Below are 21,615 nucleotides of genomic sequence, written 5' to 3'. Positions count from 1 at the left end.
ACCGCCCGGACGGCCGCCGACCGTCCCGCTCCTAGCGGGTCACCTCGCGCCGGACGTCCGGCACGCAGTGCGTCATCACCAGCCCGGTGACGTCCCGCGGCGGGTTCTTCCCCAGGTTCGCGAGCCGCTCGCGCTCCTCGTCGGACAGGTTCTGGGTGGCCAGGGGCGGCAGCCCCGCCACGTCCTGCGGGCTGATCCCCAGCCCGTCGCCGATCCGGGTGCCGAGCTCGTTCTCCACCATCAGGAAGTGCCACACCATGCGGTCCTGGATCTCCCGGTCGCACTGCCCGAGCAGCGTCACCAGGTTGAGTACCAGGTCGTCGCGTTCCCACTGCTCCATCAGCAGGTACCGCTGACCGGCCTGCTGGTAGTCGTTCGTCCGGGGGATCCGGGCTCGGGTGAGCCGGCCGCGCAGCTCCGGCCCCTGCTCGTCGGGCACGGGGTAGGCGGCCTCGCGCAGCCCGCCCGTGACCGACGGCTCGTAGTTCACGTGCGGGTTCGCGCCGGTGCCGTCCACGTGGTGGGCCATGGAACCGTCGCGCTGGTTGGTGTGCACGGCCGCGTGCTTCGCGCCGTTCACGGGGAGCTGCTGGTAGTTGGGGCCGACCCGGTACCGCTGGGTGTCGCTGTAGGAGAACGTGCGCCCGACCAGCATCTTGTCGTCGGAGAAGTCGAGCCCGTCGACCAGCACCCCGGTACCGAACGCGATCTGTTCGTTCTCCGCGAAGACGTTGTCCACGGTGCGGTCGAGCACCATCCGGCCGACCGGGCGCGGCGGGAACAGGTTCTCCGGCCATGTCTTCGTGTCGTCGAGCGGGTCGAAGTCCAGCTCCGGGTGCTCCTCGTCGCTCATCACCTGGACCCGCAGCTCCCACTCCGGGTACTCGCCGCGCTCGATGGCCTCCCAGATGTCCCGGGACGCGTGCCCGAGGTCGTCGGCCTGCACCAGCGCCGCGTCCTCGGCGGTCATGCTGGAAACCCCGACCTTCGGAATCCAGTGGTACTTGACCAGCACGGTCTCGTTCGCCGCGTTCACCCACTTGTAGGTGTTCACCCCGAAGCCCTGCATGTGCCGGTAGTCGGCGGGGATGCCGCGCGGCCCGAACAGGTTGACCAGCATGTGCATGCTCTCCGGGGTCTGCGACATGAAGTCGAAGATCCGGTTGGGCTCCTGCCGGAACGTCAACGGGTCGGGCTTCAGCGAGTGGATCACGTCGGGGAACTTGATCGCGTCCCGGATGAAGAACACCGCCAGGTTGTTGCCGACCAGGTCCCAGTTGCCGTCCTCGGTGTAGAACTTCACCGCGAAGCCGCGCGGGTCCCGGGCCGCCTCGGAGGAGTCCCGCCCGCCGATCACGGTCGAGAACCGGATCGCCACCTCGGTACGTTTCCCCTGCTCCTGGAACAGTTTCGCCCGGGTCAGGTTCGCGATCGGCTCGTCCCCGACCTTCCCGGTCGCCTCGAAGTACCCGTACGCGACGAAGCCCCGGGCGTGCACCACCCGTTCCGGGATCCGTTCGCGGTCGAAGTGCGCGATCTTCTCCAGGAACTGGTAGTTCTCCAGCGTGGCCGGGCCGCGCGCCCCGACGGTCCGCTGGTTCTGGTTGTCGTGGACGGGGTGACCCTGCCGGTTGGTGAGTACCGGGCGCTCGTCGTCAGTCATGATCGTTCGCTGTCCCTTCCCGCGGAATGGGGCGTCGATGGCGGTGTCGCTACCGCTATCGTCTGCCTTACCCACCCGGATGACAGTGAATCCCCCCAAATTCGCCGCGCGACCGGCCGGAGCGGGGGAGAATCAGACGGCCCGGCCCACCGTCACCCACATCGTGAACGCCGCCAGGAAGTCCCCCCGCGCCGCGGCCTCGTCCACCGTCGCGTGGAACGCCCCGACCAGCCCCTCGCCCAGCAGCGCCGCCAACGGGGTGGCCGCCTTCGGATCGACCAGCGGCAGCACCTGCCCCGCGCTCTCCGGCTCGGTGAACCGCAACGTCACCGGCATCGTCTCGACCCCGGCCAACCCGGCGCGCACCATCCGCCCCCGCAACGACCGCCCCATCGTGGCGTTGCGCATCATGCCCGTCCCGCCGAGCTTCGCGACCACCCGCGCGACCACCGTCTGGTCGACCCCGTCGAACAGCAGCGACGCCCAGTCGGTGTCCACCACGCACACCGCCCCGCCGGGCACCGTGACCCGGGCCAGCTCGCGGACCGCCGCGTCGGGATCCTCCAGGTGCTGGAACACCCGCTCGGACCGCACCCCGTCGAAGTGCGCGTCGGGGAACTCCAGCGCGCCGACATCGCCGACCACGTAGTCGACCGGGTCCCCGTCGTGCCGGGCGGCGGCCGCCGCGACGTACTCCTTCGAGTAGTCCAGCGCCGTCACCGCCCCGTCCGGCCCGACCAGCCGGCGCAGCTTCCGGGCCACCTCGCCCGCCCCGCAGCCGGCGTCCAGCAGGCGCTGGCCGGGGGTCGGGGCCAGGGCGTCGAGCGCGACGGCGCGGACCCGGAGGATCTCGGGGTTGCCGGCGGCGGCGTCGAGGTAGGCGAGCATGTGGCGGCGGAGCTCCTCGGTGCTCTGGTCGACGTGCGAGAACGGCCGCTCCGGTTCAGTCATGCCCCGATTGTCACCCACATCCGCCACCCCGCCCGGCCCTTTCCTCGCCCCGCACCGCCCGGTCCACGCGGTGCTCCGTCGGCCCGGACCGCCGCCGACCCCTCAGGGGCGCTTCGCCGCGATGAACGCCCGCAACCGGCGCAGCGGCCACGCGTTCACCACGTCCTCGACGGTCAACCACCCCCGCTGCGCCGTCCCGATCCCGTACCGCAGGTTGTCCAGGTGCCCGACCGCGTGCGCGTCCGTGTCCACCGCGAACCTCACCCCGGCCCGCTTCGCCCGCAGGATCAGCGTGTCCGGCAGGTCGAGGCGCTCGGGGAAGCAGTTCACCTCCATCGCCGTGCCGGTGCGGGCGGCGGCCGCGAACACGTCGTCCCAGTCCGGCTCGATGCCCTGCCGGCGACCCAGCAGACGGGTACTGGGATGCCCGATCACGTTCACGTACGGGTTCTCGCAGGCGCGTACCAGTCGGCGGGTCAGCTCTTCGGTCGTCTGTTGGAAGTGGGAGTGCACGGACGCCACGCACACGTCGAACCCGGCGAGGAACTCCGGCCCCCAGTCCACGTCGCCGTCGGGCCCGATGTTGAGTTCCGTGCCGTGCAGCAGGACCATCTTCCGGCCCTCGCCGAGCGCGCGGAGCTGGGCGCGCTGGGCGAGCATCTTCTCGTCGGTCATCCGCTGCATGGGCATGTCCTTGGCGTGGTCGGTGACCGCGTAGTAGGAGTAGCCGCGGGCGCGGGCGGCGGCGACCATCTCGGCGAGGGTGGCGACGCCGTCGGTGAGGTCGGTGTGGCTGTGCAGCTCGCCCCGGATGTCGGCGGCCGTGACGAGGGTGGGCAGCTCGCCGGCGAGCGCGGCGTCGACCTCGCCCCGGTCCTCGCGCAGCGGCGGGGGGATCCAGGGCAGGCCGAGGGCGGCGTACACCTCCTCCTCGGTCTCCGACGCGACCAGGGAACCGTCGTCGACCCGGAACAGCCCGTACTCCGACAGCTTCAGCCCCGCGCGCACCGCCATGCCCCGGGTCCGGATGTTGTGCCCCTGGCTGCCGGTGAAATATTGCAGCGCCGCGCCCCAGGACTCCGGTTTCACCACCCGCAGGTCGATCTGCAACCCGGTGGTGGTGCGCACGGACGTCTTGGTCGGCCCGTGCGCGATCACCTCCCCGACCAGCGGCAGGGCCACGAACGCGGCCATCAGCGGCGCGGAGTCCTCGGCTATGGCGAGCAGGTCCACGTCCCCGACGGTCTCGCGCATCCGGCGCAGCGAACCGGCGTGGGCGCACCGCACGCAGCCCGGGACGGCCGACAGCGCGGCCACCACCTCCTCGGCCACGGTCAGCGCGACGTCGACCGTGGTCCGGCCGGTGTCGCGGGCGAGCAGGTCGATGCCGTGCAGGAGGTTCTCGGCCGTCTTCGCGCCGAAGCCGCGCCGGTCGGTGAGCTCGCCGGCCTCGATGGCCGCGCGCAGTTCGGCGACGGAGGTGACGCCGAGGTCCTCGTACAGTTGGCGGGCCTTCTTGGGGCCCAGGCCGGGGATGCGAGTCAGGGCGCGCACCCCGGCGGGGACCCGTTCGCGCGCCCGGTCGAGGGCCGGCAGGCTCCCGGTACGCAGGAACTCCGCGATCTTGTCCGCGATCGAGACGCCGACCTGGGGGATCCGGCGCAGGGCCGGGCCGTCGAGGGTCGAGACATCCTGGGGGTACCCGCTGACGGCGCGCGCCGCCTTCTCGTACGCCCGTGCCTTGAACGCCTCGCCGTCGGTGATGGCCAACAGGTCCGCGTACTCGCGCAGCACCGCCGCTACGGCCTCGTTCGCCCGGGGCATACGCCCAGCCTAGAGCCCCGGACCGGCCGGCACCCGGGGATCGGGGGCGCCCGCGCCGGTACCCGTCTGAGGGGTTGCCTCTCCGGGGTCGGCCGCTGTCCCGAACGAACCGGACGTTCGGGAACGTTCGGGAACGCGGACGGCCCCCGGCGGGCCCGCGCAGACTGTGGACTCCGGATCCGGCCGGACCGCGTTCGGCACGGCCAGGTTCTGGTGCGACGGACCGGACCCGGTCTGACCCGGCACGGCCCGCCCCCGACACGGGCCGGGTCGCCCACCGCGCCGCGCGGGTCCGTGCGCGCGGATCCCGGCGCGGTGGGCGACGACCGCGCATCCCGTATTCACGGGAGCCGGAAAACGGGACGGAAGCCCTAGGCTGGGCGGCATGGTCTACACGCATTCTCAGTCCATCGACATCCCGGACGTCCCGCCGGGGACACTGTGGTCGATCCTCTCCGACCCGGTGTACCACCACCCCCGGTGGGACGTGCGGGTCAAGAAGGTCTCGCTCGACGGCGCGTTCGTCGACGGCGTCGTCCAGTGGATCTCGTTCACGTTCGCGCCCCAGCCCGTCCGGACCGTCCTGGTCGACGTGCTCGACGGCGTGGGGTACAGCGACGACGTCGACATCTTCGGCATCCCGACCCGGTTCACGCACCGGATCGACCCGGATGGATCGGGCGGGTCCCGGGTGACCTTCAGTGTCCGGCTGGAGGGGCCGCGCGCGCAGCAGGCCGGCCCCGGGGTGAGCGGCAACCTGCCCAACGAGTTGGCCGCGCTGGCCCGTTACGCCCGTACCCTGGGCTGATCGACCGACGGAGGGGCCGCCCGCGCCCCTCCGTGCTGTCACACCCGTCTCACCCGTACCACCAATTTCGATTTTCTATCATCCACAGCTGTCCGATTTACATACCGAAGGGGCCCTTGCCCTAGATCTCGGATTGTCCATAGCATGGTGACAACCGGTGACACTTTGGATGCCGGTGATGTTGGGGATACTCCTGGCCAAATCCGGCCGTTCCTTTCGGAAGAGATCGGTGGTGCGTCGTGACGTCGTTGATGGGGTCCGGAACGGGTGTAGAGGGCGAGCAGCGTCAGCAGAGCCTCGCGACGGCGGCGGCCAGGAACCTGGCGACGACGACCAAGTCCGTGCCGCAGATGCAGGAGATCACCTCCCGGTGGCTGCTCCGCGTCCTGCCCTGGGTCCAGGTCGCCGGCGGCGCGTACCGGGTGAACCGCCGGATGACCTACGCGGTCGGCGACGGCCGGGTCTCCTTCGTCAGCACCGGCTCGACCGTCTCCGTGGTCCCGGCGGAGCTCGGCGAGCTGGCCCTGCTGCGCGGCTTCGACGACCAGGACGTGCTCGGCGCGCTCGCCGGCCGGTTCACCCAGCAGGAGTTCGAGCCCGGCGACGTGATCGTCGAGTTCGGCCACGTCGCCGACCAGGTGTTCCTCGTCGCGCACGGCAAGGTCAACAAGGTCGGCGTGGGGGAGTACGGGGACCAGGTCGTCCTCGGCATGCTCGCCGACGGCGACTACTTCGGCGACCAGTCGCTCGTCGAGGACCAGGGCATCTGGGAGTACACGGTCAAGGCCGTCACCAGCTGCACCGTGCTGACCCTGTCCCGGCGGGCGTTCGAGGACGTGGCGGCGCAGTCCCCGCACCTGCTGGCCCAGATCGCCACGCACCGCGAGTCCGCGCTCCAGCCGCAGAACAAGCACGGCGAGGCCGCGATCGAGCTGTCGGCCGGCCACACCGGCGAGCCCGTGCTGCCCGGCACGTTCGTGGACTACGAGCTGGCCCCGCGCGAGTACGAGCTGAGCGTCGCGCAGACCGTGCTCAAGGTGCACAGCCGGGTCGCCGACCTCTACAACGAGCCGATGAACCAGATCGAACAGCAGCTCCGGTTGACCGTCGAGGCCCTGCGCGAACGCCAGGAGCACGAGATGATCAACAACCGGCAGTTCGGCCTGCTGCACAACGCCGACCTCAAGCAGCGCCTGCACACCCACAGCGGCGCCCCGACCCCCGACGACCTCGACGAGCTGCTCAGCCGCCGGCGCAACACCCAGTTCATGCTGGCGCACCCGTCGGCGATCGCCGCGTTCGGCCGCGAGTGCACCGCCCGGGGCATCTACCCGACCAATGTGGACCTGCTCGGCAACATGGTGCCGGCGTGGCGCGGCGTGCCGCTGCTGCCCTGCAACAAGATCCCGGTCAGCAACACCCGGACGACGTCGATCATCGCGATGCGGACCGGCGAGTCCAACCAGGGCGTCATCGGCCTGCACCAGACCGGGCTGCCCGACGAGTTCGAGCCCAGCCTGTCGGTGCGGTTCATGGGCATCAGCGAGCAGGCGATCATCTCGTACCTGGTCACGGCCTACTACTCGGTGGCCGTCCTCGTGCCGGACGCGCTCGGCATCCTGGAGAACGTCGAGATCGGTCGGGGGCGTGACTGACGAGGGGGCCGCGGTGCCGGCGGGGTTCGCCGGCACCCGTCCCCCGAGTCGCGACACCTGGGCCAGCCGCCGTGGGAGACTCCGCGGGGACGTTCGGGGACACCATATCGTCAAGCCCTTGCTCGGGGAGGTCGTGACCAGATGACCACTGTGGACGAGAGGACCGCCGGGCGTTCCGCCCGCGAGGTGCTGAGTTGGAGCCGCGACACCGTGGGTCCGGCGTTGCGCGCGGCCGTCGACGGGCTGCCGCCGTCGATGGGCCGGATCGCGGGGTACCACTTCGGGTGGTGCGACGAGCACGGCGAACCCGACGACGCCTCCGGCGGCAAGGCCATCCGGCCCGCGCTGGTGCTGCTGATGGCCGAGGCGGTCGGCGGCGGGACGGACGTGGCGGTCCCGGCGGCGGTGGCCGTCGAGCTCACCCACAACTTCTCCCTGCTGCACGACGACGTCATGGACCGCGACGTCACCCGCCGGCACCGGGCCACCGCCTGGACGGTGTTCGGCTCGGGGCCGGCGATCCTGGCCGGGGACGCGCTGCTGACCGTCGCGTTCGACGTGCTCGCCGCCAGCGGGCACCCGGCGTCGCAGGCCGGGCTGCGGATGCTCAGCGCCGCCGTCCAGGACCTGGTCGAGGGGCAGTTCGCCGACCTGGCCTTCGAGACCCGCGACGACGTGGACGTGGCCGAGTGCCTCCGGATGGCCGAGGGCAAGACGGCCGCCCTGCTCGGGGCGTCGTGCGCGCTCGGCGCGTTGTTCGGCGGCGGGCGGCCGGAGCAGGTCGAGCACCTCGGGGCGTTCGGGCAGCACCTGGGCCTGGCGTTCCAGTTCGTGGACGACCTGCTCGGGATCTGGGGCGACCCGGCGGTCACCGGCAAGCCGGTCTACTCCGACCTGCAGAACCGGAAGAAGTCGCTGCCGGTGGTCGCCGCGCTGTCCTCGGGCACCGACGAGGGCCGCGAGCTGGCCGCGCTCTACGACCGCGAAGAACCGTTGACGGGTACGGAACTCGCCCGCGCCGCCGACCTGATCGACGGGGCCGGAGCGCGGACCTGGAGCCAGAACCAGGCGCACGACCTGCTCGGGCGGGCCCTGGAACGGCTCGGGGCGGCCGGCCCCACGGACCGGGTGGCCGCCGAGCTGGGCGGCCTCGCCCGGCTGGTCACCCGCCGCGACCACTGACCGGCCGGTCCCCGGCCGCGACCACGGAGAGGAACGCGCCGATGTCCGTACTCGTCCCCGACGGGGTGCACCGCACGATCCTGCTCGCCGCGCCCCGGTCGTTCTGCGCCGGGGTCGAACGGGCCATCGAAGCTGTCGAGCTCGCGCTGGACCAGCGCGAGGGACCGGTCTACGTGCGCAAGCAGATCGTGCACAACACCCACGTCGTGGCCGAACTGCGGGACCGGGGCGCGGTGTTCGTCGACGAACTCGACGCCGTGCCGGACGGGGCCACCGTCGTGTTCTCCGCGCACGGGGTGTCCCCGGCCGTGCACGCCGAGGCCGCCGACCGGGGCCTGGAGGTGATCGACGCGACGTGTCCGCTGGTCACCAAGGTGCACGTGGAGGCGCGCCGGTTCGCCGGCCGGGGCGACACCGTCGTGCTCGTCGGGCACGCCGGGCACGAGGAGGTCGAGGGCACGATGGGCGAGGCCCCGGACAGTACGGTGCTGGTCGGGACGGCCGCCGAGGTCGCCGGGCTCCGGATCGCCGACCCGACCCGGGTGTCGTACCTGACCCAGACCACGTTGGCCGTGGAGGAGGCGGCGGAGGTGGTGGACGCGCTGCGGGCCCGGTACCCGGATCTGCGCGGCCCCGCGTCCGACGACATCTGCTACGCGACCACGAACCGGCAGGAGGCCCTCGCGGCGATCGCGGCGGAGGCGGAGCTGGTCCTGGTGGTGGGCTCGGCCAACTCGTCGAACTCGCAGCGCCTGGTGGAGCTGGCGGCCCGGCACGACACCCCCGGGTACCTGATCGACGGCCCGGCGGACCTGCGGCCCGAGTGGCTGGCCGGGGTCCGGGTCGTCGGGCTGACCGCCGGGGCCTCCGCGCCGCCCCGCCTCGTCGAGGAGGTCGTCGCCGCGCTGTCCGGTATGGGGCCGGTGACCGTCACCGAGCGGGAGACCAGCCGGGAGACGGTGCACTTCACACTGCCCACCAGCCTCCGGCCGGCCTGACACCTGGCAGGATCGGGCGCATGAGCGCACATTTCGACGTCGTGGTCCTGGGCGCGGGGCCGGGCGGGTACACCGCCGCGGTCCGCGCCACCCAGCTCGGCCTGTCCGTGGCGGTGGTGGAGGAGAAGTACTGGGGCGGGGTCTGCCTGAACGTCGGCTGCATCCCCTCCAAGGCCCTGCTCCGCAACGCCGAGCTGGCCCAGATCTTCACCCACGAGGCGGAGAAGTTCGGCATCACGGTCGACGGCAAGGTGACCGTCGACTACGGCGCCGCGTACGCCCGCAGCCGGCAGGTCGCCGACGGCCGGGTCAAGGGCGTGCACTACCTGATGAAGAAGAACAAGGTCACGCAGTACGACGGCCGGGGGGTGTTCACCGACGCCCACACCCTCCAGGTGACCCTGTCGTCGGGCGGCACCGAGACCGTCACGTTCGGGCACTGCGTCATCGCGGCCGGCGCGACCACCCGGCTGCTGCCCGGCACCGCGCTCAGCGAGCGGGTCGTCACCTACGAGGAGCAGATCCTCGCCTCCGACCTGCCGGGCAGCATCGTCATCGCCGGGGCGGGCGCGATCGGGGTCGAGTTCGCCTACATCCTGCGCTCCTACGGGGTGGACGTCACGATCGTGGAGTTCCTCGACCGGCTCGTCCCGTTGGAGGACGCCGAGGTGTCGGCGGAGCTGGCCAAGCGGTACCGCAAGCTCGGCGTCACCGTGCACACCTCCACCCGGGTCGAGTCGATCGACGACTCAGGCGACAAGGTCCGGGTGACGGTCTCCAAGAACGGCGCCCAGCAGGTCCTGGAGGCCGACAAGGTGCTCCAGGCGATCGGCTTCGCGCCCCGGGTCACCGGGTACGGGCTGGAGACCACCGGCGTCGCGCTCACCGAACGCGGCGCGATCGACGTGGACGGCCGGGGCCGGACGAACGTGCCGCACATCTTCGCCATCGGGGACGTCACGGCCAAGCTGATGCTCGCGCACGCCGCCGAGGCGATGGCCATGGTCGCCGTGGAGACCATCGCGAACGCGGAGACCATGGAGATCGACTTCGTGATGGTCCCCCGGGCCACGTACTGCCAGCCGCAGATCGCCAGCTTCGGCTGGACCGAGGCCCAGGCCCGCGAGAAGGGGTACGACGTCAAGGTGGCGAAGTTCCCGTTCACCGCGAACGCCAAGGCGCACGGGCTGGGGGAGCCGGTCGGCTTCGTGAAGCTGATCTCGGACGGCAAGTACGGCGAGCTGCTCGGCGCGCATCTGATCGGGCCCGAGGTGACCGAGCTGCTGCCGGAGCTGACCCTGGCCCAGCAGTGGGACCTGACGGTGCACGAGCTGGGGCGCAACATCCACGCGCACCCGACGCTGGGCGAGGCCGTCAAGGAGGCCATCCACGGCCTGGCCGGCCACATGATCAACATGTAGACGGCGTGCCGCGCACCCGCCCGCTCGCAGGCCACGCGCCCGGCGAGCGGGCGGTTCCGCGTCGACCTGGCGTCCCGGGCGGCACGCCACCGCCAGCAGGCCCCGCTCCCGCGCGGCGACGAGCACCGGACGCGGCGGCACGCGGACCCGCGCGGGTGGGAACCGCTGGCGGGGTGACCGGCGGACCGCGCCCACCCGTACCCGGATGATGGTCTAGAGGGGTCGGGTCGCGCCCGCGAAGGTGACCCGGATCGAGTAGAGGTCCCCGGCGCTGTTCGTGACGAACAGGTTGTTGCGCCGCGCCCCGCCGAAGACCAGGTTGGACGCCGACTCCGGCAGCAGCAGCTTCCCGATCAGGGTGCCGTCCGGCGCGTGGCACCACAGCCCGTCGAGCGCCGCGCACCACAGCCGCCCCGCGTCGTCGAACCGGATCCCGTCGAACCAGCCCTCCGCGAACACCTCCCCGCCGGTGAGCGCCCCGTCGGCCACCTGGAACCGGCGGAGGTGCCGCCTTCGGGTGTCCACGATGTACAGCTCGGACTCGTCGGCGGAGAACGCCAGCCCGTTCGGCCGCTCGAAGTCGTCGGCGACCACGGTGAGCGTGCCGTCCGGGTCGAGCCGGTAGACGTGGTCCGCCCCGATCTCGCTGTCGGCCGGGCTGCCCTCGTAGTGGCCGGTGATGCCGTAGCGCGGGTCGGTGAACCAGATCGAACCGTCGGAGTGCTCCACGAGGTCGTTCGGGCTGTTCAGGCGCCTGCCCCGGTAGGAGTCGGCGAGGACCGTGACCGTGCCGTCGTGCTCGGTGCGGGAGACCCGGCGCGCGCCCTGCTCGCAGGTCAGCAGCCGGCCCTGCCGGTCGACCGTGTTGCCGTTCGCGAAGCCCGAGGAGTGCCGGAACACGCCGACCGCCCCGGTGGTCTCGTCCCAGCGGAGCATCCGGTCGTTGGGGATGTCGCTCCACACCAGGTAGCGGCCCGCCGGGAAGTACGCCGGGCCCTCGGTCTTGCGGCTGCCCGCGTGCAGCACCTCGATCCACTCGTCCCCGCCGCACCCGGCGAACCGGTCGTCGAGCTGCTCGAACCGTGCCCTGATCCTGTCGATCATCACGAACCTCCTCCGGTCTTCAGCTAACAACACCGAATGAGATATGGTCAACCCAACAGTTCTTCAACTCACATTCGAGGGGTACGCGTGGACGAGACCGACCGGGCACTCCTGGCCGCCCTGCAGTCCGACGCCACCCGGGCGTACGCGGCCCTGGGCCAGGCCGTCGGGCTGTCCGCCGGGGCCGCGCACGAACGGGTCCGCAAACTCCGCGAGCGCGGGGTGATCCGCCGGACCACGGTCGACGTGGACCCGGCGGCCGTCGACCGGGGCGTGCTGGCGTTCGTGATGCTGGAGTCCAACGCGTGGATGGGCGACCCGCCCACGCACGCGGCGCTCGCGGCGATCCGGGAGATCCAGGAGGCGCACATCGTGGCCGGGTCGGCGTCGCTCATGGTGAAGATCCGGACGGCGACGACCGAGCAGTTGCAGGCCACGCTGCGGCGGTGCTTCGAGATCCCCGGCGTGACCGGGACGCGCACCATCGTGGTGCTGGAGACGTTCTTCGAGCGACCGGTGGACGCCGGGGGCGAGCCGGCCTGACCGCCGGTCGTCCATCGGGTGTCGACACCGGAAGGCCTGCCCGGCCACGCCCCGACGCGGGATCGCCGATCGATTTTCGGCCCCGACACAGTGCCGCGAAAGAGGAAAAACCTCATCAAATAGTACCCTGCTCGGAGGTGTCGGCGGCGGGGAGAGCGCATGGCTGGGACAGACGTACTCGTCGATGGTCCCGTGGTGGAGGGCGAGGCCCCGGCCCGCAGGGTGCGGCTGCCCGCCGACCTCGGCCCGTGCCTGGTCTTCCTGGCCGTCGCGGCCTTCTTCACGATCGAGCTCTGGCGCGACCCGCACCTGCGCGGCGTGGCAGCCAACCTGAACGACCAGAGCCTCGCGGAGTGGTTCCTCGCCTGGTCCGCCCGGGTGTGGAGCGGCGACCTCGCGCTGCTCACCGACCGGATGAACAGCCCCGACGGCGTCAACATGATGGCCAACACGAACAACCTGTTCCCGGGCGCGCTGCTCGCCCCGCTGACCTGGGCGTTCGGGGTCCCGGTCACCTACGTCACCCTGATCACCCTGAACCTCGCGGGCACGGCGTCGGCCTGGTACCTGCTCTTCGCGCGGCCCCTGGGCCTCGACCGGCTCGCCGCGACGGTCGGCGGCCTGTTCTGCGGGTTCGCGCCGCCGATGGTCTCGCACTCCCAGGCGCACATCAACCTCACCGCGTGGTGGCTCGTCCCCGTGATCGTGTACTGCGTCCTGCGGCTGGTCCGGGGGCAGACGCCGGTGCGGACCGGGGTCGGACTGGGCCTGGCGGTCACCGCGCAGGTGTTCACGGGCGAGGAGGTGCTGTTCCTGACGGCCGTCACCCTCGCGCTGCTGCTCGTCGCGTACGCGGCGCTCGCCCCGAGGGCGGTGCTCGCCGTGGCCCGGCCGCTCGCCGTGGGCCTCGGGGTGGCCGTCGCGTCGGCCGCGCCGTTCCTGGCCCGGCCACTGTGGACGCAGTTCGCGGGCCCGCAGCGGGGCTGGGAGGGGCTGCTGCCGCCCGAGTACTTCCCGGCCGACGTCGCCAGCTACTGGAACTTCTCCCCGCTGACGGTGGGCGGCTGGGGCGGGGCGGCCGGTCGGCTCGCCGGACACCCGGCGGAGATGAACACCTTCTTCGGCTGGCCGGTCCTGCTCGTCCTCGTGCTCTGCGCCGTGCGGCTGTGGCACCACACCTTCGTCCGGGCCGCGGCGGTCGCCGGCGGGATCCTGTTCGCCGTCTCCCTGGGGCCGGAGATCGTGGTCAACGGGGTACGGACCGGGCTCACCGGCCCCTACGAGCTGATCCGGGGCGCGCCGGTGCTGGAGTGGGCGCTGCCGAGCCGGTTCGCCCTGGCGCTGGTGCCCCTGATGGCGGCCGTCCTCGCGCTGACCGTGCACGAGGTCCTGCTGTCCGGCCGGCGCCGGGCGGTGCTGCTCCCGGTCGCCGTGTTCGCCGCGCTGGTGCCCCTGTACCCGATGCCGATGCGCACCGCCGCCCGGCCGGCCGTACCCGCGTTCTTCGCCGACGGCCGGTGGGCGGACTGCGTGCGGCCCGGCGGCGTCCTGGTCCCCGTGCCGCTGCCGAACCCGGCGAACGCCGACTCGCTGCGCTGGGCGGCCGCCGCCGGGGCCGCGTTCGGGGTGCCGGAGGGCCACTACATCGGACCCTGGGGGTACGGCACGCCGAGACGGCCGACCTCCGGCCTGCTCGCCGAGGTCCAGTCGACCGGGGTCGCGCCGGGGATCGGGGAGGCGCACCGCAACCAGGCCCGGGAGGACGCGCGGTACTGGCGCGCGTCGTGTGTCGTGCTGGGGCCGGCGCCGCACCGCGCGGAGCTGCGCCTCGTGCTCGACCAGCTCTACGGGCCGGGGGCGGACGTGGCGGACGTCCGGGTGTGGCGGCTCGGGTCCGGCACGTGAGCGCCTCGGGCCGGCGCCTGAGCGGAACGCCGCGCGGGTCGGGCGCCCGGGCGGGATCCCGGCCCCGGAGCAGGGCCGAACTCAGGCCGCGTTCACGCCCAGCGCCAGCGCCAACCCGCCCAGTGCCGCCGCCCGCGCCCCCAACCGCGCCGGCACCACCTCCACGGCCTCCACCGCCGCCGCCATCGCGGTCTCCGCCAGCCCCCGCCGGAGCGGCTCCAGCAGCAGCTCACTCACGCCGAGCTCCCCGCCGACCACGATCCGCCCGGGGTTGACCAGGTTGGACAGCCCGCCCAGCGCGTACCCCAGGTATCTGCCCGCGTCGAGGAGCAGCCGCCGGCAGCCGGGGTCGCCGGCCGCCGCCTGCGCGACGAGGTCCGTCAGGCCGCCCAGGTCGGGCAGGGTCACCCGGGCCTGGTCGAGGAGCGCCCGGCCGCCGGCCCACAGCTCGACGCAGCCCCGGTTCCCGCACCGGCAGACCGGCCCGTTGACGTCGAGGGTGACGTGGCCGAGTTCGCCGGCGGTGCCGTCGGTGCCCCGGTACAGCCGGCCGTTGAGGATGATGCCGGCCCCGATGCCGGTGGCCACCTTGACGTAGACCAGGTCGGCGCAGTCCCGCCCGGCGCCCCACACGTACTCGGCGAGGGCCGCCACGTTCGCGTCGTTGTCGACCCGGACGCCCAGCCCGTCGAGCCGGCCGGACAGTTCCTCGCGGGGGACGAGCGCGGCCCACGCGGGCAGCAGGGCGGGGGAGCCGATCCGGCCGGCGTCGGTGACCGGGGCGGGGATGCCGAGCCCGACGCCGAGCACCTCGGACCGGTCGGCCCCGACGCTGGCGAGGACCGCGTCGATCTGCCGGACGGCCAGGTCCAGGGCCGCGTGCGGGTGGTCGTCGGCGTCGCGGTCGAGCCGGACGGCCTCCTCGGCGAGCACGGTGTGCCCCAGGTCCGCGACGGCGACCCGCAGGTGCCGGCGGCCGATGTCGACCCCGACGGCGAGGCCCGCGGCCCGGGACAGCCGGAACACGGCCGCCGGTCGGCCGCCCGCCGGGCCGGTGGTGCCGGGGGCGTCCCCGGTGAGCAGGCCGGCCGCCGCGAGGTCGGCGAGCGCGGCGGCCACCGTGGGGCGGGACAGGCCGGCGAGGGTGATCAGCTCGGCGCGGGTGCGCGCGCCGTGGGCCCGCAGCACGTCGACGACGCGGCGGGTGGTCTGGCCGAGTTCGTGCGCGGACACCGTCACCTCCCGCATGCTGCCGCCTCCGGGCGGGTTATGTCAATCAGACACGGAACTCACGGCTATAAGTCCCAGTCATGTCAGAGGTATTGCCAACTATTGACAGAGCCCGTTGGCCGGGTGGATGGTGGTCCAGCGATACCCGCCGATCACTCGACTTGCCCGGGAGGGCGCAATGCAGCTCAGTCGCAGGAAACTCCTCGGTGCGGCTCTCGGCGCGTCGGCCGTGGCCGTCCTGCCCGCCTGCTCCAACTCGGGCGGAGACACCAAGACCGCCAAGAAGATCGAGGTGTACTCGTGGTGGTCCGGCCCCGGTGAGGGCGAGGGCCTGGAGGCGCTCATCGCGGAGTTCAAGAAGAACAACGCGGGCGTCGAGTTCGTCAACGCGGCCGTGGCCGGCGGCTCGGGCACCCAGGCCAAGCAGGCGCTGACCACCCGGCTGCTCGCCAACGACCCGCCGGACTCCTACCAGCTGCACGCCGGGCTGGAGGCGGCCACCGACATCAAGGCCGGCAAGCTGGAGGACCTGACCTACCTCTACACCCAGAACGGCTGGACGACGAAGTTCCCCAAGGGCCTGATCGACAAGCTCACCATCGACGGCAAGACCTACGCGGTGCCGGTGAACATCCACCGCTCCAACCTGCTGTGGTACCGGCCGGCGAAGCTCGCCGAGTGGGGGATCACCGCCCCGCCGAAGACCTGGTCGGAGTTCCTCACCCAGGCCGTGGCGCTCAAGGCGAAGGGCATCGTGCCCCTGTCGGTGGGCCAGACGTGGACCCAGCTGCACCTGCTGGAGAACGTGCTGCTCGGCGAGCTCGGCGTGCCGAAGTACAACGGGCTGTGGACGGGGCAGACCGACTGGAAGTCCGCCGAGGTCACCGCCGCGCTGGAGACCTTCAAGAAGATCCTCGCGGTGGCCGTGGTGTCCACCGACGACTGGCAGCCCACCATCGACAAGGTGGTCGCCGGCTCGGCCGCGTACAACGTGATGGGCGACTGGGCCGCGGGTTACCTGCAGGGCGCGAAGGCCCTGAAGTACAAGACGGACTACGACGTGGTGGCCGCCCCGGGCTCCACCGGCGTCTACAACTTCCTCGCCGACTCGTTCACCCTGCCCAAGGGCGCGCCGCACAGGGCGCAGGCCGAGGCGTGGCTGAAGCTGTGCGCGTCGGCGGAGGGCCAGGACCTGTTCAACCCGAAGAAGGGCTCGGTGCCCGCGCGGCTGGACTCGGACAAGTCCAAGTACACCGACTACCTGGCCTGGGCGCTGGCCGAGTGGCAGAACACCACGACGATCGTGGTCGGCTCGTTCACGCACGGCGTGGTCGCCAACAACGCCTGGAAGTCGGAGATCGAGAAGGCGTACGGCGTGTTCGTGCAGGACAAGAACACGGCCACGTTCGCCGACGCCGTCGCCAAGGCGTACGCGGCGAACAAGTAGCCATGCGAAAGAGGAAGTTCCGCTCCTGGGGGCCGGCGCTGCTGCTCGTGGCGCCGTCCCTGGTCCTGCTCGGGATCTTCGTGTACGGCTTCATCGGCTGGAACGCGAAGGTGTCCCTCACCGACTGGAAGGGCCTCACGCCCAGCGACACCTACGTGGGCCTGGCCAACTACCGGGAGCTGTTCGCCGACCAGACGTTCCGCAACGACACCCGCAACCTGCTCGTGTTCACCGTGGTCTTCATCGGCGGCGCGCTGCTGATGGGCATCCTGCTGGCCCTGCTGCTCGACAAGGGCGCGCGCGGGGAGTCGGTGTGGCGGGGCGTGTTCCTGTTCCCGATGGCGATCTCGTTCATCGCGACGGGCATCGTGTGGCGCTGGCTGCTCAACAGCGACCCGGGTGCGGGCACCACCGGGCTGAACACCGTCCTCGACTGGTTCGGGCTGCACTCCGACTGGCACAAGTCCCCGTCGGCGGGCGCGATCACGGCGATCGCGCTGCCGGCGGGCTGGGCCCTGTCGGGGTACGTGATGGCGCTGTTCCTGGCCGGCCTGCGCGGCATCCCCGAGGAACTGCGCGAGGCGGCCCGGGTCGACGGGGCCTCCGAGCGGCAGGTCTACTGGTCGGTGGTCCGCCCGATGCTCACCCCGGTGCTGATGAGCGCGCTGGTGATCCTCGCGCACATCTCGCTGAAGACGTTCGACCTGATCTACGCGATCGCGCCGCTGGACGCCCGGACGGAGACCCCGGCGCTGTACATGTGGCTCACCTCGTTCCGGGGCGGCTTCTTCGCCCGGGGCGCGGCGATCGCCACCCTGTTGTTCCTCGCGATCGCGGTCGTGGTCGTGCCCTACATCTGGTACACGTCGCGCAAGGAGCGGACCCGATGAGCAGGACGCTGCGCCACCTGGCCCTGTTCGCCCTGGCCTGCTTCTTCCTGATGCCCGTCTACGTGATGCTGGTGACGGCGTTCAAGTCCCCGGGCGAGGTGGACGTCGCGCACATGTGGGCGCTGCCCCGGAGCCTGTCCCTGGACACCTTCGCGGTCGTGTGGCCGAAGCTGCGGGGCGGCATGGTCAACAGCGTGCTGCTCGCCGTACCGGCCAGCCTGATCTCCTCGTTCCTCGGCGCGGCCAACGGGTTCGTGCTGGCCAAGTGGCGCTTCCCGGGAGCCGACGTCGTCTTCCCGGTGATGTTGTTCGGCATGTTCATCCCCTACCAGGCGATCATCATTCCCCTGTTCCAGACGATGAGCGACCTGAAACTCGTCGGCGGACTCGACGGCCTGATCCTGGTGCACGTCGTCTACGGGCTGCCGATCACGACCCTGATCTTCCGGAACTACTTCCTCGGCCTGCCCGACGAACTCGTCGAGTCGGCCGAGATCGACGGCGCGGGCATGCTGCGCACGTTCTTCAGGATCGCGCTGCCGATCGCCGCCCCGGCGTTCGCGGTGTCGATGATCTGGCAGTTCACGTCCGCGTGGAACGACTTCCTGTTCGGCCTGATCCTGACCCGGACCGAGTTCTGGCCGGTGACGGTGGGGCTGAACAACATCGCGGGAGCGCAGACCGTGCCGTTCAACCAGGCGATGGCCGCCGCGCTCCTCGCGAGCCTGCCCACCCTCCTCGTGTACCTGCTCCTCGGCCGGTTCTTCATGCGCGGCCTGATGGCGGGTGCCCTGAAAGGTTGACCATGAGACGTCCACTGTTCGCCGCCGCTGTCCTGCTCGGCGCGCTCCTGGTGCCCGGCACGGCCTCGGCCGCCGCGCCCCTCAATCTCACCCAACACGTCAATCCCTTCATCGGTACCGACGACAGCAACTCGCCCAACCCCGTTCCCGGTGGGGCCGGCGGCTCGACCTATCCGGGCGCGACCGTGCCGTTCGGCGGGGTGCAGTTCAGCCCGGACACGCCCAACGGTTCGCCGTCCGGGTACCGGTATTCGGACTCCACGGTGGAGGAGTTCTCCCTCACGCACTTCAACGGGGCCGGCTGCGCGAACAACGAGGACCTCGGGATCCTGCCGGTGACCGGGGCGCTGGGCACCTCCCCGGGCACCAGCTGGACGGGCTACGCCTCGGCGTACGCGAAGGCCAACGAGCAGGCCGCGCCCGGGTACTACAGAACCCGCCTGGACCGGTACTCCACGGATGTGGAACTGACCGCGACCACCCGGGCCGGCTTCGCGAAGCTGACCTATCCCGCGTCGGCCACCTCGCGGGTCCTGATCAACACCTCCCGGAGCGCCACCGGCAACCGGTCGGGCAGCGTGGCCGTCAACGGTTCCCAGGTCACCGGCTACGTCACGGCCGGCGGGTTCTGCGGCTCCTCGAAGACCTACCGGATCTACTTCGCGCTCCAGGCCGACCGCGCCCCGACCGGCTCGGGCACCTGGAACGGTGGCACGGTCACGGCCGGCTCGACGTCCGCCTCCGGCGTGAACACCGGCGCCTACCTGACGTTCGACACCTCGACGAACCGCACCGTGCAGGTCAAGGTCGCGGTGTCCTACGTCAGCGTCGCCAACGCGAGCGCGAACCTGGCCGCCGAGATCGCCGGCTTCGACTTCGCCGGCACCCGCGCCGCCGCCGACTCCGCGTGGAACACGGTCCTCAACAAGGTGCAGGCCACCGGCGGGACGGCCGCCGACCAGCAGAAGTTCTACACCGCGCTGTACCACGTGTTCCAGAACCCGAACATCTCCTCGGACGTCAACGGCCAGTACTTCGGCTTTGACAACGTTGTGCACACCGCGGACCATCCGGTGTACCAGAACTACTCCGGTTGGGACATCTACCGGTCCTGGGCCGCGCTGATCGCGTTCGTCGCCCCGGCCGAGGCCAGCGACATCGCCAAGTCCATGGTCCTCGACGGCCAGCAGGGCGGCCTGCTGCCCAAGTGGTCCCAGCAGACCAACGAGGACTTCGTGATGACCGGCGACCCGGGCCCGATCATCGTCGGCAGCATGTACGCGTTCGGCGCCCGGTTCTTCGACACCGCCGCCGCCCTCGCCCTGATGGACAGGAGCTCCAACGGGGGTACCGCGCAGGGCGGGGCGATCCGGGGCCGGCAGTCGACGTACGTCAACCAGCACTTCATCAACGGCGAGTCCTCCGACTCCCTGGAGTACTCCGCCAGCGACTTCGCCGTCGCCCAGTTTGCCAAGTCCCAGGGCGACACCGCGAAGTACGCCACCTACATGACCCGCGCGCAGTGGTGGCGCAACGTCTACAACCCCGAGTCCGGGTACGTGCACACCCGCAACGCCGACGGCTCCTGGCCCTGGCCCCTGGATCCGGCCAGCGGCAGCAACTTCACCGAGGGCAACGCGTCGCAGTACACCTGGATGGTGCCGTACAACCTCGGCGGGCTGGTCAACCTCATGGGCGGGCCCGCGCAGACCGTCCGGCGGCTCGACCACCACTTCACCGAGCTCAACGGCGGCCTGACCCGGCCGTACTTCTACATCGGCAACGAGCCCGAACACAACGTGCCCTGGGCGTACAACTTCGCCCGGCACCCCGCCGGCACCGCCACCGCCGTCCGCCGGGTGATGGCCGAGTCCTTCACCACCGGACCGGGCGGCCTGCCCGGCAACGACGACCTCGGCGCGACGTCGGCCTGGTACGTGTGGGCGGCGCTCGGCATGTACCCGGTCACCCCCGGCGCCGACACCCTCGCCCTGCACGGCCCGTCGTTCCCGTCCGTCCTGATCCAGCGCGCGGCCGGCAACGTCACGCTCACCGCCACCGGCACCGGCCCCCATGTCCAGGGCCTGACGGTGAACGGCACGGCCACCAGCCGCAACTACGTCCGCTACCCGGACCTGGCGGCCGGCGGCACCCTCGCGTACACGATGGGCGCGACCGCCGGATCGTGGGGCACCGGGGCAGGCGACGTGCCGCCGTCCTTCGACGACGGGGCCACCCCGGTGCCCGCCGCGCCCACCCTGGGCACCAACCTGGCCCTCGGCAGGGCCACCACGTCCTCGGCGACCTGTTCCGCCACGGAGACCGCCGGTAAGGCCGTGGACGGCAGTCTCGCGAACAACAGCAAGTGGTGCTCCACCGCCTCGGGGGCGTTCCTCCAGGTGGACCTGGGCGGCGCGGTGAACGTCGGGCAGTTCGTCCTGGAGCACGCCGGGCTCGGCGGGGAGACCACGGGCTGGAACACCGGCGGGTACACGGTCGCGACCAGCACCGACGGCACCACCTGGACCACGGCGGCCACGGTCACCGGGTCCCGGGCGAGCCGGACGTACCACTCGGTGACCGGCCGGACCGCCCGCTACGTGCGGCTCACCGTGACCACCCCGACGAACAACGGCAACACCGCCGCCCGGATCTACGAGTTCGGGGTGTACGCCCCCGGATCCGTCAACCTGGCCCTCAACCGGCCCGCCACGGCCGACTCCTCGTGCAACGCCAACGAAGGACCCGCCAAGGCCGTCAACGGGACGGTCGGCGGCGGGACCACCGACAAGTGGTGCTCGGCCGGGGCCACGAAGTGGTGGCAGGTGGACCTGGGCGGCAGTGTGCCCGTGGGGAACGTGACCGTGCGGCACGCCGGGGCCGGCGGCGAGTCGGCCAGCTGGAACACCCGGGACTTCGACGTGCAGGTCAGCGCGGACGGGGTGGGGTGGACCACGGTGGCGACCGTCCGGGGGAACACCGCCGACGTGTCCAGCCATCCGGTGAGCGGGTCGGGGCGCTATGTCCGGGTGAACGTGGTGACGCCCACGCAGACGTCCGACGCGGCCGCCCGGATCTACGAGGTGGAGGTGTACGCCTGAGAGGTGGGCGGTGCCGACCGTGACGAGGCTTCAGCTCCCGGGCTGTGGCCTCGTCACGGTCGGCTGGGTGGCCGCCTGCCAGCGGTCGGA

The 21,615-nt window shown here is 71.7% G+C and carries 16 protein-coding genes; 11 read left to right on the top strand and 5 right to left on the bottom strand.

The window, feature by feature from the left end; genetic code table 11:
• Positions 1-31 precede the first annotated feature (31 nt).
• From AB0M43_RS12090 to polX, 3 genes are all read right to left on the bottom strand, one after another.
• The gene (locus AB0M43_RS12090; RefSeq protein WP_363723731.1) at positions 32-1,663 is read right to left on the bottom strand and encodes a catalase; all 1,632 of its coding nucleotides are present in this window, start codon (positions 1,661-1,663) and stop codon (positions 32-34) included.
• A 132-nt stretch (positions 1,664-1,795) separates the two neighbouring features.
• Positions 1,796-2,614: a methyltransferase domain-containing protein gene (locus AB0M43_RS12085; RefSeq protein ID WP_363723729.1), complete on the bottom strand. Its 819-nt coding sequence runs from the start codon at positions 2,612-2,614 to the stop codon at positions 1,796-1,798.
• 102 nt (positions 2,615-2,716) lie between these two features.
• Positions 2,717-4,438, bottom strand: coding sequence for a DNA polymerase/3'-5' exonuclease PolX (gene polX, locus AB0M43_RS12080; RefSeq protein WP_363723727.1), 1,722 nt, complete (start codon positions 4,436-4,438; stop codon positions 2,717-2,719).
• Between the two features lie 385 nt (positions 4,439-4,823).
• Between polX and AB0M43_RS12075 the strand changes: the two genes are divergently transcribed.
• From AB0M43_RS12075 to lpdA, 5 genes are all read left to right on the top strand, one after another.
• Complete coding sequence (locus AB0M43_RS12075) at positions 4,824-5,246, top strand: SRPBCC family protein (RefSeq protein ID WP_363723725.1); 423 nt, start codon at positions 4,824-4,826, stop codon at positions 5,244-5,246.
• A gap of 251 nt (positions 5,247-5,497) precedes the next feature.
• Positions 5,498-6,901: a family 2B encapsulin nanocompartment shell protein gene (locus AB0M43_RS12070; RefSeq protein WP_363724556.1), complete on the top strand. Its 1,404-nt coding sequence runs from the start codon at positions 5,498-5,500 to the stop codon at positions 6,899-6,901.
• 141 nt (positions 6,902-7,042) lie between these two features.
• Positions 7,043-8,083 carry a family 2 encapsulin nanocompartment cargo protein polyprenyl transferase gene (locus AB0M43_RS12065; RefSeq protein ID WP_363723723.1) on the top strand — a complete coding sequence of 347 codons (1,041 nt, stop codon included), beginning with the start codon at positions 7,043-7,045 and terminating at the stop codon, positions 8,081-8,083.
• 41 nt (positions 8,084-8,124) lie between these two features.
• Positions 8,125-9,081: a 4-hydroxy-3-methylbut-2-enyl diphosphate reductase gene (ispH, locus tag AB0M43_RS12060; protein ID WP_363723722.1), complete on the top strand. Its 957-nt coding sequence runs from the start codon at positions 8,125-8,127 to the stop codon at positions 9,079-9,081.
• A 20-nt stretch (positions 9,082-9,101) separates the two neighbouring features.
• A complete protein-coding gene (gene lpdA / locus AB0M43_RS12055) occupies positions 9,102-10,502 on the top strand; it encodes a dihydrolipoyl dehydrogenase (RefSeq protein WP_363723721.1) in 1,401 nt (466 codons plus the stop codon).
• A 213-nt stretch (positions 10,503-10,715) separates the two neighbouring features.
• Here lpdA and AB0M43_RS12050 read toward each other — a convergent pair whose 3' ends face one another.
• Positions 10,716-11,606 carry an SMP-30/gluconolactonase/LRE family protein gene (locus tag AB0M43_RS12050; RefSeq protein ID WP_363723719.1) on the bottom strand — a complete coding sequence of 297 codons (891 nt, stop codon included), beginning with the start codon at positions 11,604-11,606 and terminating at the stop codon, positions 10,716-10,718.
• Positions 11,607-11,693: 87 nt separating this feature from the next.
• On the opposite strand from AB0M43_RS12050, the gene AB0M43_RS12045 reads away from it, so the two are divergent.
• Positions 11,694-12,149 (top strand): Lrp/AsnC family transcriptional regulator, encoded by a 456-nt coding sequence (locus AB0M43_RS12045; RefSeq protein WP_363723717.1) that lies wholly within the window; start codon positions 11,694-11,696, stop codon positions 12,147-12,149.
• 159 nt (positions 12,150-12,308) lie between these two features.
• Complete coding sequence (locus AB0M43_RS12040; RefSeq protein WP_363723715.1) at positions 12,309-14,054, top strand: hypothetical protein; 1,746 nt, start codon at positions 12,309-12,311, stop codon at positions 14,052-14,054.
• 81 nt (positions 14,055-14,135) lie between these two features.
• Here AB0M43_RS12040 and AB0M43_RS12035 read toward each other — a convergent pair whose 3' ends face one another.
• A complete protein-coding gene (locus AB0M43_RS12035) occupies positions 14,136-15,302 on the bottom strand; it encodes an ROK family protein (protein ID WP_363723713.1) in 1,167 nt (388 codons plus the stop codon).
• Between the two features lie 160 nt (positions 15,303-15,462).
• Between AB0M43_RS12035 and AB0M43_RS12030 the strand changes: the two genes are divergently transcribed.
• Genes AB0M43_RS12030 through AB0M43_RS12015 form a run of 4 tightly spaced genes read left to right on the top strand, consistent with a single transcriptional unit; the run spans position 15,463 to position 21,525 of the window.
• The gene (locus tag AB0M43_RS12030) at positions 15,463-16,731 is read left to right on the top strand and encodes an ABC transporter substrate-binding protein (protein WP_363723711.1); all 1,269 of its coding nucleotides are present in this window, start codon (positions 15,463-15,465) and stop codon (positions 16,729-16,731) included.
• A gap of 2 nt (positions 16,732-16,733) precedes the next feature.
• The gene (locus tag AB0M43_RS12025) at positions 16,734-17,621 is read left to right on the top strand and encodes a sugar ABC transporter permease (RefSeq protein ID WP_363723709.1); all 888 of its coding nucleotides are present in this window, start codon (positions 16,734-16,736) and stop codon (positions 17,619-17,621) included.
• Positions 17,618-18,424, top strand: a complete 807-nt coding sequence (locus tag AB0M43_RS12020) for a carbohydrate ABC transporter permease (RefSeq protein WP_363723707.1) — start codon at positions 17,618-17,620, stop codon at positions 18,422-18,424. Before AB0M43_RS12025 ends, AB0M43_RS12020 begins: the two co-directional genes overlap by 4 nt.
• Positions 18,425-18,426: 2 nt before the next feature.
• Entirely contained in the window at positions 18,427-21,525 is a 3,099-nt protein-coding gene (locus AB0M43_RS12015) for a GH92 family glycosyl hydrolase (RefSeq protein WP_363723705.1), read from the top strand.
• Positions 21,526-21,615: the final 90 nt, after the last annotated feature.

It is taken from the genome of Longispora sp. NPDC051575 (assembly GCF_040681875.1).
In the GTDB taxonomy this organism is placed as follows: Bacteria; Actinomycetota; Actinomycetes; order Mycobacteriales; family Micromonosporaceae; genus Longispora.
Note: the sequence above shows the minus strand (reverse complement) of the source record. Positions and strands in the feature narration are given on the sequence as shown.

Bases quoted from the DNA above. Each gene is read 5' to 3' on its own strand.
- AB0M43_RS12020 (WP_363723707.1), top strand. From the start codon at position 17,618: ATGAGCAGGACGCTGCGCCACCTGGCCCTGTTCGCCCTGGCCTGCTTC.
- AB0M43_RS12030 (WP_363723711.1), top strand. From the start codon at position 15,463: ATGCAGCTCAGTCGCAGGAAACTCCTCGGTGCGGCTCTCGGCGCGTCG.
- AB0M43_RS12070 (WP_363724556.1), top strand. From the start codon at position 5,498: ATGGGGTCCGGAACGGGTGTAGAGGGCGAGCAGCGTCAGCAGAGCCTC.
- AB0M43_RS12050 (WP_363723719.1), bottom strand. From the start codon at position 11,606: ATGATCGACAGGATCAGGGCACGGTTCGAGCAGCTCGACGACCGGTTC.
- AB0M43_RS12025 (WP_363723709.1), top strand. From the start codon at position 16,734: ATGCGAAAGAGGAAGTTCCGCTCCTGGGGGCCGGCGCTGCTGCTCGTG.
- AB0M43_RS12090 (WP_363723731.1), bottom strand. From the start codon at position 1,663: ATGACTGACGACGAGCGCCCGGTACTCACCAACCGGCAGGGTCACCCC.
- AB0M43_RS12035 (WP_363723713.1), bottom strand. From the start codon at position 15,302: ATGCGGGAGGTGACGGTGTCCGCGCACGAACTCGGCCAGACCACCCGC.
- lpdA (WP_363723721.1), top strand. From the start codon at position 9,102: ATGAGCGCACATTTCGACGTCGTGGTCCTGGGCGCGGGGCCGGGCGGG.
- AB0M43_RS12040 (WP_363723715.1), top strand. From the start codon at position 12,309: ATGGCTGGGACAGACGTACTCGTCGATGGTCCCGTGGTGGAGGGCGAG.
- ispH (WP_363723722.1), top strand. From the start codon at position 8,125: ATGTCCGTACTCGTCCCCGACGGGGTGCACCGCACGATCCTGCTCGCC.
- polX (WP_363723727.1), bottom strand. From the start codon at position 4,438: ATGCCCCGGGCGAACGAGGCCGTAGCGGCGGTGCTGCGCGAGTACGCG.
- AB0M43_RS12065 (WP_363723723.1), top strand. From the start codon at position 7,043: ATGACCACTGTGGACGAGAGGACCGCCGGGCGTTCCGCCCGCGAGGTG.
- AB0M43_RS12015 (WP_363723705.1), top strand. From the start codon at position 18,427: ATGAGACGTCCACTGTTCGCCGCCGCTGTCCTGCTCGGCGCGCTCCTG.
- AB0M43_RS12085 (WP_363723729.1), bottom strand. From the start codon at position 2,614: ATGACTGAACCGGAGCGGCCGTTCTCGCACGTCGACCAGAGCACCGAG.
- AB0M43_RS12075 (WP_363723725.1), top strand. From the start codon at position 4,824: ATGGTCTACACGCATTCTCAGTCCATCGACATCCCGGACGTCCCGCCG.